The following is a 14,762-nucleotide window of genomic DNA, read 5'->3' as shown; positions in this document are numbered from 1 at the left end:
GTTAAAAACTGTATTTATACCCCCTTTGGGGGTTAGGGGGCTGCTTATCTGGCGTGTAACCCACACTCTTTTTTACTTTCATCTTCCCACCACCAACGGCCAGCGCGGAAGTCTTCACCTTCGAGGATAGCACGGGTACAAGGGGCACAGCCAATGCTCACAAACCCTTTGTCGTGCAGCGGGTTATAGGGGACATTATGGGCTTTTACGTATTGTTTTACTTCGTCAAAACTCCAAGCAAGCAAAGGGTTATATTTGAATAACTCATGCCCTCCATCCCATTCGATGGCTTGCATTCCTGTACGGTTGTTTGACTGCTCGGCACGGATACCCGTTACCCACACTTTTACGCCTTTGAGCGCACGATTAAGGGGTTCAACTTTACGAATAAAACAGCACTCTTTGCGGTTTTCGACGGATTCGTAGAAGCTAAGTGGTCCTTTCTCGGTGAGTAATTTCTCAACACCTGCGCTCTGAGGAAAAAACACCTCTAGCTTAGTATCGTAGCGATTGTTGGTTTTTTGCAGGGTCGTGTAGCTTTCGGGAAACATCCGCCCCGTATCGAGGGTAAAAATGCGAATGTCGATGCCGTTGGCCAAAATCATGTCGGTAATGACTTGGTCTTCGTAGCCCAAGCTGCTCGAAAATGCCACTTGCCCAGGAAAAAGCTCCGACAAAAGGCGAAGAGCTTCGACTTCTGTTTTGCCTTCAATTTGGTGTAGCAACGATTCGGTACTATGTGTTTCGGTGGGTGTCATGGTAATAACTATATTTTTTCAGCCAGTACTTCTGCGCTTACGATGGCTGCTTGTGAAAAGTCTTCAATCAAATCTTCTATCGACTCCAACCCAACCGAAATCCGAATCAACCCTTCGGTGATGCCCAATGCTGCTTTTTCGTTGGGTTTCAATTTTGAGTGAGTGGTCGTAAATGGATTGGTAATGATGGTACGGGTATCTCCTAAATTGGATGACAAGGTCGGAATTTGGAGTGCTTTCATAAAGGCGCTTACGCGCTCAAAACCGCCTTCCAATTCTATGGTTACGATGGCACCACCCGCGTTCATTTGCGCTTTGGCAAGCTCATATTGGGCATGACTTGGCAAAAACGGATAGTTTACTTTTTTGACTTCAGGCAATGCTTCCAACGCCTGCGCCAATTTCAACGCATTTTGGCTGTGTTTCTCCATGCGAAGCTCCAACGTTTCGAGGCTCTTGCTCAATGTCCACGCGTTAAACGGCGACATCGACGGCCCCGTGTGGCGGCAGAAGAAACGAATTGGAGCGATGTATTCAGCTTTGCCAACTACTACCCCACCCAAAACACGGCCTTGCCCATCCATGAATTTGGTCGCTGAGTGAACCACTAAATCGGCGCCAAAATCAATCGGTGTTTGAATGATAGGCGTAGCAAAACAGTTGTCAACGTTGAATATCAAATTGTGTTTTTTGCACAAACGGCCAATCATGGCTAAATCCACCAACTCCAGCCCTGGGTTAGAAGGCGTTTCGAGGTACACCATGCGGCTATTGGGCTGAACGGCCGCTTCCCACTGTGCTTCGGTGGCATCGGCGTCCAAATAGGTGTAAGTAATGCCCCATTTGGCAAAAATTTGGGTGATGATTTGGTGTGCCGACCCGAACAAGGCCCGACAGGCAATAATATGATCGCCAGACTTCAGAATGCCCGCCATACTTGCGAAAACGGCTGCCATACCCGTAGCGGTGGCAAGCCCCTCTTCCGCTCCTTCGAGCATACACACTTTGTCCACAAATTCTTGAACGCTAGGATTGGAGAAGCGGCTGTAGATATTGCCTTCTTCTGTCTCGTCAAACAATGCCTTACCTTGTTCTGCCGACTCAAATGAAAAACTTGAGGTTAGAAAAAGGGGCGTTGAATGTTCGCGGTACTGCGTTTTTTTCGTTTGCGTACGAATCGCTTTCGTCTGACGTTTCATGATTTTCTTTGAAATTAGGGTAGTAAAACGAGTGGGTGTTTGGCTACCAGTAAAAAGACCTTTTTGAATGAGGTCGCAAAATTACACATTATACTACAATATCGCTTTTAAAACTACGCGTAAGCCCAAGAAGATGACCAAACAACCTACAATGACCATCAGCGGTTTACGGTTGACTTTGTTGACCAAATAGGCCCCAAAAGGTGCAGCTAAAACCCCTCCTAACACTAAACCTAACACCACTTGCCAGCTGTTGATTCCTTCAAAGAGCAAGAAAGTAATACCACTGGCGAATGCAACGGCAAATTCGGCCGCGTTGACTGAACCAATGGTGTAACGAGGGTCACGTCCGCGACCGATGAGGGTAGAAGTAACGATAGGCCCCCACCCACCGCCGCCAACGGCATCCATAAAACCACCAAAAAGCGCTAATACTCCTAGGCGCTTGGTTGGTTTTTTAACGGTGGTTTTCTTCAACCCTTTGCTGACGATGATACAGCCAAGCACGACCATATAGGCAGAGATATACGGCTTAATGGCGTTTCCGTCGATAACGTCTGATAGTAAATAAGCACCTGTTATTGAGCCAATTACACCAGGAATCAAAAGCGTACGAAAGAGCTTTTTATTGATGTTTTTAAACTTAAAATGTGAAATGGCTGATGCGCCCGTGGTAAACATTTCTGACAAGTGAACGCTCGTACTGCTCACAGCAGGCGGTACGCCCAAAGTGAGCAGAAAGGAAGTCGCACTGGCTCCGTAACCCATTCCTAGTGCTCCGTCAACAAGCTGGGCGAAAACACCTACCAACAGAAAAAAAACAAAATCAGAATTGAGCCCCGCTTTAAAACTCTCGAAAGAGAAATCAGAACCGTGTTTAAAAACAAGGTAACCAAACGTAAGCGTCAACAAAGTGATAGGAATCCCCATCCACATCCACTTTTCGGTGTCGAATTGGGGCTTTTTGGCTGAAATAGGCGCCGTTTTTGTGGCTGGGTTCATCAGGATTTTATGTTAATTCGGTGGTATATCGTAAGTCTCGTAATATCTCGATTAAAGAACTGATACCCACTACTTCGCTGCTGGTACCAGTGTAAATAGCCTAATTCAAGGGCGGCTTTCTTTCCTAAATTCTGCTCAAATCCAAAGTAAATGCGATTTTGATCAAATTGATTAAGGCTAACATTCTTCCCTGCATTGACCATTAGTTCGTTAGCTACTTTTAAATATGAATTATACTGATTGCTTTTCTTTGATAACAAAAAGATAGCTTGTGCTCTCAGTCGTATGCGAAAATTAAAATCATAGCCGTCGAGCAACTGTTTTCCGTTGTTTCTATGAATAAACCGCTCGTCAACTCTTAGCCGTTGGGCCAATACCAGCCGTTTTCCAAAGGGCATTGTTAGGTTTATTTCCTGAAAAGGCCGAAGCTCAGGGACAACCAAATGCACCGTTGCGTCAGGACTTTGGGGACTTTGCCGCGAATACGTAAAACCCGCTGCAATGTCAACGTTAGGCAAAACTTTATAATGAAGATGGCTGTGCATAATCAAGTGATGTTGGGTGTTGGACTGTAAAAACCGACGATTGTCGATTTCATTGTGCCAAGCCCATCTTGGGTGAAAATTCAACTGATTATAGTAGCGCGTCCAGTACAAAGTTTGACGAGTTACTTCTTTTTGTTGTGCTATCGTTTTATAACCTACTGCTTGAAGGAGAATGAAACTAATAATCCTAATTCCAGATATGGTATATAATCTATATAGACTTTTTTGCATAAATTAAATGCCGCCCTTTCGGAACGGCATGACAAAAGTAGGCGCTCTATTTGAATAGTCCAAAAAAGGGTGTGAAAATCTGATTAAATTCTTACAAAAATCCGATTTTTATACATCCAGTACAAAATTGACCACTCTACAAAAAGAATAAGCCCGCCACGTACAAGCGATTCGTAGGTCGTTCCAAAGGCTTGGTCGTAGGTTTTTGAGATATGAATTTGAATAGAGTGATGAATAAACTCTACTATGGTATGGGAGATTACGTAGGCCGCAATGGAGTTCATTCCAATCACAATCAACCAAAAGAAAGCCTTTCGATAACCCTGAATATCGACCAACCAAAAGAAAGCGGCCAATAAAATAAAGCACCAGCCACCACTGAACAACACCCATGTGGGTGTCCAGATGCGTTTTACATTGGGGCAAATACCCAACCAGTTGAGGGTTAGGGCAATGATTAACAAACTAACACCCATGGCCACAAATTTCAGGGCTTTTTCTTTGGGGCTTGTTTCGTCTTTGAGCCATTGTCCTGCCAATAGCCCTAGCGTCATAGTACCGAGGGTAGGGATAAAACTTAGCGTAGAATACCCTCCACCGTTACGAATAAAGGGTTTTTCACGCGGGAAAAGGTTCATAAACCATTGGTCAAACGCCCATGCTGCATTGGTGTTTTTGTTCCAATGGGCCGCCAATCCTTTCAAATTGTGTTCCCAATCGGGGGTAACACCTACGGCAGCGTAGTCAAAGTTGGCATCGGGTAGTGGATACAGGAAAAAAAAGAGCCAATAGCCTACCAAAATAGTAGCCAATGCAGTCAACTGGGTACGAACCGACTTAAAGCCAAACCAAAACAAAAATGGGTACCCCATCCCAATTTGCGAAAGGGTATCTTCAAAAGTAAAGTTGGTTTGCTCACGGTGCATGGAGCGTAAAAACACCCCCAAGAAAATGAGAATAAGCGACCGCTGAAGCGTATGGCCAAACATATCGCGAAAGGTCTGTCCCTTAGCCACTCGACTGGCTACGGAGTAAGGCAGTGCCACACCCACTAAAAAGGAAAACGAAGGCTGAATAAGGTCGTGAAGCGAACAGCCCACCCACTCAACGTGGTCTTGGTTAAAGGCTAAAAAAGCCCAAAATGAGCTTTCGGGAAGGGTTTTGGAAATGTGACCAAATTCGAGGACTTCGGCCATCATCAGAAACATCACAAAGCCCCGGTACGCGTCAACAGAAGAAATGCGGTTAGGTATAGTTTGTGCCATGAGAGAGAAAAGGGTTTGGTGCAAAAAGATAACGTTAAGAGTTTTATAACCTTGGCGAACTATGAACTTATCAAGGGTGTTTCTGATACTACTAATTATTTGTGCTTTGATACCTTTTCTTCGGTCAAAAAAAATGCTAGTTACCTTGGTGGTTGTAGCTTCCTTGGGAAGCGTATTTTATTTTTTTATGTACGAAAAATTTGACTGGAAGGTCGAGGGATTTCGTTCAAATCCAAACTTGAAAACCATTCGAGCCGATTGGAAAGGGAACCCTGTCAATCCGCAAGGGCGCTTTTTGAATGACCCCGTTACGCCCTTACCTGCTTTTGGCGAATTGTGGCGTTGGCAAACGGAAACAAACCCACAAAAGCAAGAAAAGAAAACGGACACGTTTCGCCTGAGCGTTACCAAAAATTCGGATTTCTTACATTCAAACGAAGATTGTGTGGTGTGGCTCGGGCACGCTACGTTTTTTATCCGACTCAACGGGGTCACTTTTTTGACCGACCCTGTCCTCGACAGTCCTTCGTTTTTGATGAAACGTTTTAGCGAACTTCCCGTGGCTATTTCAGACCTCAAAAATTTGGATTACATCATCGTTTCGCACGATCACCGCGACCACTGCGACGAGCAAAGCCTAAAAGCGCTGGCTCCTCAAAACCCCAATACCGTTTATTTGACGGGTTTGGGGGTAGAGACAGTATTTGGAGATTGGGTAAAAAGTACAAAAATTCAGTCGGCGGGTTGGTTTCAGGCGTATCAAACCGATACCACAAAAATTGAAGTCATTTATTTGCCTGCTCGTCACTGGGGGCGGCGCTACCTCAACGATACAAACAAAAACCTTTGGGGTTCGTACTTGATTCGGGCCAATGGGAAAAGTGTGTATTTTGGGTCAGATTCGGGCTATGGAGTACATTACCAAGAGTTAGGTCAACTGTTTGGAGGCATTGACATCGCATTGTTGGGGGTGGGTGCTTACAAACCCGAATGGTTTATGTCGGCCAGCCACATGGGGCCTAAAGATGCCGTCAAATCAGCCCATGAACTCAAAGCAAAACGCTTTATTCCGATGCACTACGGAACGTTTGATTTATCGGACGAACCATTAGGTGATCCTTATCGGGTATTACAAGAACTAAAGAAAAAGCCCGAAAATCAGGGGTTTATTCAATTAGCAGGTGTGGGAGAAGTGGTGAGGCTGTGATGAAAAATTACGAATGATGAATTAGGGAATGACGAATTATCTAATAACAACAGCGGCGAAGGGAATCCTTCGCCGCTGTTGTTATTAGATGCCCTGGTCGCAGTGGCCACGGTTAACCGTTAACTATTAACTCTACTCCAGTTAGCTAACTCTTGTTTTGTGCGCTCTTTTGGCGGCCAAGTCGTGCGCCGTGTCGTAGTACGAACGGAGGTTGTTCCAATCGAATACTTCGGCAATGTTTTCTACTTTATTCCGCTGTTGAATACGTTCGCGGAGGTTCATCTTCACAAATTTGAACAAAATGTTGGCGAGCTGATCAGCGGCTTGGTCAAAGTCCTGCGTTTTGCGGTTGATGACATAAATACCACGGTTTTCAAAATCGCGCATGATTTGCATGATAAAGTCACCAAAACCAGACAAATCGCTTGTTACGGTCGGAATCCCGCGCACTACGCACTCAAGCGGCGTATAGCCCCACGGTTCGTAGTAACTTGGGAAAATACCTAAGTGGCATCCCCGCACAAACTGCCCATAGTCTAACCCAAAAAGCGGGTTGGTAGAAGCAATAAAGTCGGGGTGATAGACAATTTTCACGCGGTCTTGTTCGTGGTTTTTGAGTCCCGAACGCTCGCAGTATTCGGTGATAGAATCAGGCGTTTTTAAATCGTGCGTTACGTAAGGTGGCAAACGTTTTGTTTTCCACGTTTGAATCGTCCGACGCAAACGCAAGCGCCAGTATTCGTCCACAAACTGATTCAAATCAGGCAAATTGTGGTCGCTCGATGCAGCCGAGGCCATGTATAACTTTTCTCCCAGTTGTTTCTCAATGGCATTACACGTATCCTGAATTTCTCCCAATACCGCCCGCGACTGCAGCACGTCAGGGTTAATAGAATGATACGGCTGTTTGGTAACGATAAACATCACCACCGTCATGTCCATTTTGGCCTGCACCATTTTCCAGTTTAGGCGAGCGAGGGCTTCGAGGGTAATGTCGTAGCCTTTATTGACAAACTCATACCGACCCGATGTGAAGAAGTAGAGCGTTTTATCAAGATTGAAAGAATAGCTCTGGAAGAAATGCCCCATCACAAAATCGTGGATATTCTCCTTGTACTTCATGTGAAGGTTTTGGAACTCGTGGACCGCCGCAAAGCGTTGAATATTAAGGCCGTTTGGTAGTACCAAATCAGGTGTTTTTCCAAGAAACACCTCACATTCGCGGGCTGTTACGTCGCTGACCGTCGTGCTGACGTGGGCATTCAAGTAGGCCAGGCGCTCAACCGTCGCTTGCGCTTCAATACCGTAATGCCGAGCTTCGTGTTTCCAGTCGAAATAAGGGAGTTTGTGGTAAAAATCACGCTCGTTGGAAGCGATATAACGCCCTAGCATGGTGGCATGGGTAGTAAATACAGTCGCTACCCGCACGTCGTCGCGGCGTAAATCAGGCAAGCCTGAGCTCGCCATCCACTCGTGGAAGTGGGCGGTAATATCAAATTTTCGAGCGTAATCTTGGGCGTAGTAAGTTAAGAACTTCCGCACCATCTCGCCAAAGCAAAGGGTTTGGTTGACAAGGTCTTCAACATTGACCGTCGAGATTTGATGGCGTTCCCACAATCCGTATTTGATGGCATCTAAGCGTGGCATCATGCTACGAATGTCAAACAAAACCACGCGGGGTTTGCCCGTGATGAGCCAATATCCATACTCTACCGCCAAGCCTTCTTCGCGCATTTTTTGAACAACTTGGTAAAGACCCGAGCCATCGTCTGAGGTAATAGGTTCGTATTCGGTGAGCGCGCGCTGGGGAAAATAAGGGCCAAGGCACACATATTCGTCGCCCCATTGGTCAACCATGGCAGGGACCTTGCTTCTTATAACGGTATAAATCCCTCCAACTTGGTTACAAACTTCCCAAGCGACTTCAAAGAGGAGACTCTTTTTTTGTTTTTTTTCCACGGTTAAGTACGGGTTAATGTACAATTCAATGTAAAAAATGAATTATTTCAAGATTGTGTTATGCAATAATAATGGATATTTAGCCTTCCACCAAAAAATGAATCCCCTAAGTAGCTTTATGAAAACTAAACACTACTCGGTAGAAATAGACCTGCCCAAGTGCGTCTAACTATTGTCCTACAAATACCCTGACTTTTGGGCGTAATGGCTTGAAATAACCCAAAAACAGGTTTTTTGGAAAAAGAATATTTAGAGTTTCACTAACAATTGTGGCGAGTTTGCTACTTCAAATAAGTAGTTTCTTCTCCAACAATACTAAAGAAAAAATGAATAAAAAACTACGGAGGCTCCGAAGGAAAGTAATAAATTGTTGACAAAGAGGATGGTTAGGCTTTGAAAAGATAGCCAACTCCTTTGAGGGTAATGATTTCGAGGGTAGAGTCGTCGCGGAAGTAATCGCGGAGGCGGGTGATATAGACATCGAGGTTGCGCGAATTAAAAAAGGAGTCATCGCCCCAAACGCGCAAAAGGATGTCGCGGCGCTGTACGGTAAAGTTGAGATTTTCGGTCAAAATAGAAAGCAATTCGGTTTCGCGGTGTGAGAGCTTTCGGATGTTTCCTGCTTGGTGGAGTTCGTAGCGATGGGGCAAAAATTGATACTGACCGAGCGCGATGGCTTGATTAGGGGAAATGGCGGTGGTTGCAGCGGTTTTTTGTTGGGTAAGGTGCAGTAAATTCTGAATCCGAACAATGAGTTCTTCCATGCTAAAGGGTTTTCGGATAAAATCATTGCCGCCCACTTGAAATCCTTTTAAAACGTCTTCGGTTTGGGTTTTGGCCGTCAAAAAAATAATGGGCATGTCGGGTTGTAATTGACGTATGTCTTGGGCCAATGCGTATCCGTCGCGGTAAGGAAGCATGATGTCAAGCACACAAACGACGGGCCTAAACGTCTTAAATTGGGCAATAACCTCTCTTCCATCGGCAACCATACAGACCTCAAACCCGCGACTTTCGAGGCTTTCTTTTACAATTTTTCCTAAAAATGGTTCGTCTTCGACGTAGAGAATTTTGGTTGACATGGCTTACGCTTTGGGTAATGTGATGGTAAATGTACTGCCTTTTCCCGCTTCGCTTTCTACGGAAATGGTTCCATGGTGCTGTTCTACTACCGACGCTACGTAGTTGAGCCCCAACCCATAGCCTTTTACGTTGTGCATATCGCCCGTAGGTACGCGGAAAAATTTATCAAAAACACGGGTTTGGTATTCGGCGGGGATACCAATACCCTTGTCGCGGACGATGAGGGTCAGCTGGATTGGTGTTTCTGACAGTTGTAACGCAATCTCAGGGATATTTTCGCTGTATTTCAAAGCATTATCTAACAAATTATAGATGACGTTGGTGAGGTGAATACGGTCAACACTTGCCTGAAAATCACTGCCTTGTGGTTCAAAGTGAACTTCAGCACGGCATTTTTCAAATTGCAGTTTCATCGATTGCAATACTTGTTGAACAAGCTGAGCGACGTCCAGCGATTCTTGGTTTAATTGTAACCCTTGTTGCTCAAAGGTCGCCATTTTCAGGACTTTGTCCACCAACAGCGTAAGCCTACTAAGTTCATTTTTAGAAATTTCAAGGTATTCTTGGGTGAGCTTGGGATTTTGAGCAGCCCCAAAATTTTGTAATGCTTCGATGGCGACGCTTACCGTAGCAATGGGCGTTTTGAGCTCATGCGTCACGTTGCTGATAAAATCGTTTTTGAGCTCGGTCAATCGGCGCTGTTGCTGCAAGTTTCGATAAATAGCCGCAAAAGCCAGTCCCGTAATGGCCAATAAGAAAAAGGAAAACAGGCTTTGGGGTACAATTTTTTTCAACAAGTACCCTTGATAATCAGCAAAAACAGCGCGATACGTGTTTCCCATAGGCATGGCTGTTTTCACGGCTGAGGTGGCCAATGTGGTCAGTGAGTCGGCTTTGGCGGTGGTATCAGTTGTTTTTTTACGAATGACTTTAAACGGCAACTGAAGATTTGCTTGCTTTATTTGACGTCCATACAATTTCTGTATGTCGTTGATTTGAAGTGAATCTTGGTCGAAACGAATGACGAAATTGGTTTCTTTGGTTGAGGACAATGTTAATTGTTTTTTCTTCTTGCCGTTTGTTTTTGGAGGAGCCTGAGCTATTGAAATTTTAATGTCTTTAATAGAAAAAGGAGGAGTTGGAGCAATGGAATCAGATTTGCTTTTGTTGAGAAGTGCAATTCTAGCTACTCTCCCAAACAGTCGTTGAAGACTGTCGGAGGGTGTGTGAGATTTGACAATCATAATCTTCGACTCTCCTCTAGCAGTTGTGTCTGCAATAGTAAGCTGGGTGATATCTAAATTTCCTATGGCATCTATTCGGACGTTTTTTATGTCCTCAGGCTTTGTTTTTTGTAGAATGTCAAGCAGCTTATTTTTAGGGGATACGACTGAGTCTCGTCCAGCTGACTGAACAAACCTAGCAGTGTACCTAAACATATTAGTCGTCGATTGTTCAGAGGTTTTAGATAGAGGTTGTTTCGTTGGTATAGATTCTTTAGTTGTTTTTGTTAGCTCAAATGCTGCTTTTTGAGGTGATGTTATTTTCTTTTCTACGGGTGCTGGTATAAGGAATGCCTGTTTCAAAGGCGCAGAAATCTTCCGCTGAATCACCGAGTCTTCCATCGTTTGGATAGTGGTTCGGAAGAGAATATCGGCTTCTTTTTGCAAAATACTTTTTTGTTCTTGGTACTCTTTGCGAAGCCAAAATGCCTGAAAGGCCGCTAGTAAAAGCATACTAGCGACCATCAATAATCCTCCTACTTGTGCTGAGTACAGCCTTGAGGAATTTGTGTTTTTCTTCTCTTTACGCATCCTTATCCGATTTTTTCCCCCGTTACGAAAGCTTTTAATTGCGAATAATCCGAATACCTCCTCCCGAAGCCCCCATTTCTTTCATGTATTCGTCACGTTTTTTCGTAAACTCAGCGTCTGTGATTTTTTTGCCTCCCGATGGCGCTTTTAAGTCATTGTTAGTAAGCGATTTGAAATCAACTTTGGTCATCAGATACGTCATGTCCCCATCATTCACATCAACTTCCAAAATTAAGCCAGGAAGTCCACCAAAACCAGCGGGACCACTTGGAACGGGTATCGCTTCCGTAAACCACGCTACAATCGGCTGATTGTTGACTTTATTAATCATTGTTGCTTTCATGCAGTCGTAGTTTTGGATTTTTTTCATCTCACCCGTCAATTTCCACGGCATCCGTTTGAGGGTATCTTCAACCAAAAACTTTTGTCCTGCCAATTCACGTATTTCAACATTTTTCTGAAGTTCATAATTGCGATACGTTTCATTTTGAGGCACCCGAATCACCATCCGAACGGTTGCGCCGTTACCGTCGGTACTTTCCGACTCATCGTTTTGCTGCTGCACCGCCGCTTTATACAATGACTCACTCCCTTTAAAGGTAAGTTGCATTTTGTTAATACGAAACTCAGGCATCATTGCTTTCATCGATTCATCTTGAATGCGTTTGTGCATATTGATTTTTTGGTCGTACGACACCACGCCTTCGTTTTGCTGGGCTACTACTGCCACAACTGGGCTCATCGCCAAAAGAAATACTAAAAGTTGGTTTTTCATTGGTTTATAAATTAAAGCAAAAATTGATTCTTTATTTGGAGTGTTCGGGTTGTGAGCATCCCTCAGCACGGATTACAGCCAGCCCCCCTTCGACATTCTGCACTCTACCCTCGACACTCCCTCCTATCCTCGCTGAATCACTCGAATACCTCCCGAAGGCGTACCACCGCCCAGCAGATTTTTGAGACTATAGGTAAAACTGACGAGGTAGTAGCGCCCGAGTGAACGAATCCGTTCATCTTGAACGAAGTTGGCCTGTGCTATTCGGTTGATACCCACGTTGCGATTAAGCATATCCACGACCGAAAACTTCAACTCACCGCGTTTATTTTTCAAGAAAAACTGCGAAATCGAGGCGTTCCAAATGGGCACTTTTTGGTTGAATGAGGAGCCCGCAAAGTTGTAAACACTGTAATCGAGCGAGGAGGTTAGGTTGAGTGATTTGGTCAACTTAAAGTTTCCTTCCACATCGTAGCGTTGGTTGACAAACGACTGATTTAGCGCACTGTTAAGCGAATAGGCCGTTTGGTTGTACGTAATGGTGCCGCTCGTAGAGAGGTCTATCCACTCTTTGAAACGGTATTCCAAACGAAGCGTATTACGGCTTTCTAAGCGGCGCGTGCGGTTATCGACGTCATTGACGGGTGTAATACCTCGGTTGAGAAGCAAATTGCTACTCAAATTCACGCGTGTGTTCAAAGCCTTGATACGGAAACCCTTAGAAAGGTTGGCATTGAAGGTATAATCATCTTTGACGTTCACGGGGCGGTAGGTTCGCACCAAATTTGCGTCCACTTGTTGAGCATTGGTAATTCGGTTGGTCGTGTAGGTAAAATTGGCAAAGGCAAAAAAGTTACTAAAGTTTAACTGATTGAAATTGAAAAAATTAAGGTTTAAACGATGGTTGTATTCGGGACGTAAGTTGGGATTTCCCAGTACGATATTAAGTGGGTCGCCGTTATCGACAATCGGCGAAAGTTGCTGAATACTTGGCTCGCGCACGTCGGTGTCGTACGTAATGTTGAGGTTACGGCTGTTAGAGAAATTGTATTGGTAACGGAGGTTAGGCAATAGGTTGGTAAACGAACGTTTGATTTGCGCATTTTGTAAAATCAACTCACCGTCTAGCGTCGATTGCTGCACGCTGACACCTGTCGAGAAATTATACTTTTGACCGTTGAAACGTAAGTTCAAGCCTCCACGCTGATAGATAAAATCATTGCGAAATTGGTTGCTCAGCTGAGCGTTGAAACGTGGTGAACGTCCATCACCGTTGACGTCATACACTTGGCGATTTACGTCGTTTTGGGTCAAATTGAGGGCATAATTGAACTCCAAATAACGACGCTTACCCAATGGTTCGGTATAGGAAGCCGTCAGCCCATAGGTTTGGCGGTCGTTGGTCTGTGTATTGGTTTGACGGAGCGTATCTATGCGATTTTTCGCACCTGAAGGCAAGTAAAACGTATTAACCGCTTGGAGGTTGCCATTTCGGTCGCTTTGTTCTAGCCCCAACATAAAATTAGTCGAAAGGGTACGTCCTTTTTTGGCAAACTTATGACGCCACAACAATTCCGAATTTAAACGAAACGTATTTCCTTTGGAAAATGACTGCCGAGTTCCATCATTTTCCAACAAGCCACTGGCATTGGTCGTACTGGTGCTACTTCCCGTATTGGAGCTATTTTGGGCATAGTTAGCGTTGTTGGTCCATTTGAGGGAATTGAGTGAATCTATTTTGTGGTCAACCGTCCAATTAGCACGGTGCGTGGCATTGGTCGTATTTTGGGCTGTATTTTGCTTCGATTGAAAACTTCCCGTGGGGAAAAACGACTCACGGTTGGTTTCGCGCTCGATGAGCTGGTCGAGTTGGTTATAGAAATAACTGCTTTGTAACTCCGTTTTTTTACTGAGCTGGTCGTTGTAATTGAGTCCTGCCCCACCCGATTTTACAAAACCGTTGTTGCGGCCGTTGAAATTAAGCGGTATGACGGCATCATCATCGGAGTTGAATTGAAGGCGAACAGCTCCGCCTGACATCATGCGCTGGGCAGTCCCCGTAAAACTCATGTAGTCATCAATCGAAAAACCTTGCTGGTTGATGTTGTTGGTCATCCCTAAAAAGGATAATTGGCGTTTTTTGCTAAAACGATTGAGGTTAGCTTTGACTGAATAGCGGCTGTCGGGGCCAAGCCCAGCAGTAGCCGTTCCAAACATTCCTTTTTTCTTTTCTTCTTTCAGCGTCAGGTTGATGGTTTTTTCGCGTTGGCCATCGTCGATACCCGTAAACTGCGACTGGTCTGATTTTCTATCAAACACTTGTACTTTGTCCACGGCATCCGCAGGGAGGTTTTTGGTAGCCATCTTGGGGTCGCGGCCAAAAAACTCCTTGCCGTCCACCATCACGCGGCGTACTTGCTGGCCTTGGGCTTTTACCGTTCCGTCGCGGTCCACTTCCACGCCAGGAAGGCGTTTGAGCAAATCTTCCACAACGGCGTTGGGTTGTACCTTAAACGACCCCGCGTTGTACTCAATCGTGTCTTGCTTGATTTTGACAGGATCACGCTCTCCCTTGACAGTTACCTCGTTAAGGTCTTTGGAAACAGGCATCATTTTGATGGCGCCGAGGTCGATTAACTCGGTTTTTGCAGGCGTAATGCGCTGTTGAACAGGTTGTAATCCCACATACGTGGCCTTGAGAAAATACGCCTCATTGGTGAGGTTTTTAAACTCAAAAAGCCCTGAACTTTGGGAGCGGGCAAAGGAAACCAACGACGTGTCTTTCCCGTCGAGTAGCATTACCGTGGCTCCTTCCAAAGGTCGGTTGGCAGAGTCGCGTAAGGCACCTTTGATACTGATTTTTTGGGCAAAAGCCCCGCTCGAAACAAGCGCAAATACTAAAATGTACAAATAGTTCTTCATAA

General features: G+C 45.0%; 11 protein-coding genes. 1 reads left to right on the top strand and 10 read right to left on the bottom strand.

Annotation, left to right across the window (positions count from 1 at the left end; translation table 11 throughout):
* Window positions 1–44: 44 nt before the first annotated feature.
* The 5 genes from AC23P2_RS04810 to AC23P2_RS04790 all read right to left on the bottom strand — a co-directional run bounded on the left by AC23P2_RS04810 (window position 45) and on the right by AC23P2_RS04790 (window position 5,000).
* Window positions 45–758 carry a phosphoadenylyl-sulfate reductase gene (locus AC23P2_RS04810; protein WP_487772148.1) on the bottom strand — a complete coding sequence of 238 codons (714 nt, stop codon included), beginning with the start codon at window positions 756–758 and terminating at the stop codon, window positions 45–47.
* An 8-nt stretch (window positions 759–766) separates the two neighbouring features.
* Window positions 767–1,957: a trans-sulfuration enzyme family protein gene (locus AC23P2_RS04805; RefSeq protein WP_487772147.1), complete on the bottom strand. Its 1,191-nt coding sequence runs from the start codon at window positions 1,955–1,957 to the stop codon at window positions 767–769.
* A 93-nt stretch (window positions 1,958–2,050) separates the two neighbouring features.
* Complete coding sequence (locus tag AC23P2_RS04800) at window positions 2,051–2,959, bottom strand: sulfite exporter TauE/SafE family protein (RefSeq protein ID WP_487772146.1); 909 nt, start codon at window positions 2,957–2,959, stop codon at window positions 2,051–2,053.
* Window positions 2,959–3,735 (bottom strand): DUF2490 domain-containing protein, encoded by a 777-nt coding sequence (locus AC23P2_RS04795; RefSeq protein ID WP_487772145.1) that lies wholly within the window; start codon window positions 3,733–3,735, stop codon window positions 2,959–2,961. The genes AC23P2_RS04800 and AC23P2_RS04795 overlap by 1 nt, the downstream gene beginning before the upstream one ends.
* Before the next feature lie 83 nt (window positions 3,736–3,818).
* The gene (locus tag AC23P2_RS04790) at window positions 3,819–5,000 is read right to left on the bottom strand and encodes an acyltransferase family protein (RefSeq protein WP_487772144.1); all 1,182 of its coding nucleotides are present in this window, start codon (window positions 4,998–5,000) and stop codon (window positions 3,819–3,821) included.
* 133 nt (window positions 5,001–5,133) lie between these two features.
* Here AC23P2_RS04790 and AC23P2_RS04785 point away from each other — a divergent pair, with 133 nt between their 5' ends.
* Window positions 5,134–6,207, top strand: coding sequence for an MBL fold metallo-hydrolase (locus AC23P2_RS04785; RefSeq protein WP_487772143.1), 1,074 nt, complete (start codon window positions 5,134–5,136; stop codon window positions 6,205–6,207).
* A 141-nt stretch (window positions 6,208–6,348) separates the two neighbouring features.
* Here AC23P2_RS04785 and AC23P2_RS04780 read toward each other — a convergent pair whose 3' ends face one another.
* The 5 genes from AC23P2_RS04780 to AC23P2_RS04760 all read right to left on the bottom strand — a co-directional run bounded on the left by AC23P2_RS04780 (window position 6,349) and on the right by AC23P2_RS04760 (window position 14,760).
* Complete coding sequence (locus tag AC23P2_RS04780; RefSeq protein WP_487772142.1) at window positions 6,349–8,166, bottom strand: glycosyltransferase family protein; 1,818 nt, start codon at window positions 8,164–8,166, stop codon at window positions 6,349–6,351.
* A 386-nt stretch (window positions 8,167–8,552) separates the two neighbouring features.
* Window positions 8,553–9,248 (bottom strand): response regulator transcription factor, encoded by a 696-nt coding sequence (locus AC23P2_RS04775; RefSeq protein ID WP_487772141.1) that lies wholly within the window; start codon window positions 9,246–9,248, stop codon window positions 8,553–8,555.
* A 3-nt stretch (window positions 9,249–9,251) separates the two neighbouring features.
* On the bottom strand, window positions 9,252–11,063 hold the full coding sequence (locus tag AC23P2_RS04770; protein ID WP_487772140.1) for a sensor histidine kinase: 1,812 nt from the start codon (window positions 11,061–11,063) through the stop codon (window positions 9,252–9,254).
* Between the two features lie 34 nt (window positions 11,064–11,097).
* Entirely contained in the window at window positions 11,098–11,838 is a 741-nt protein-coding gene (locus AC23P2_RS04765) for a GLPGLI family protein (protein WP_487772139.1), read from the bottom strand.
* A gap of 123 nt (window positions 11,839–11,961) precedes the next feature.
* Window positions 11,962–14,760 carry an outer membrane beta-barrel protein gene (locus AC23P2_RS04760; protein WP_487772138.1) on the bottom strand — a complete coding sequence of 933 codons (2,799 nt, stop codon included), beginning with the start codon at window positions 14,758–14,760 and terminating at the stop codon, window positions 11,962–11,964.
* Between the last annotated feature and the right edge of the window lie 2 nt (window positions 14,761–14,762).

Source organism: Runella sp. R0.1_18 (assembly GCF_057652155.1).
The sequence above is the reverse complement of the archived record's forward strand: the minus strand, read 5'-3'. Positions and strand labels throughout refer to the sequence as shown.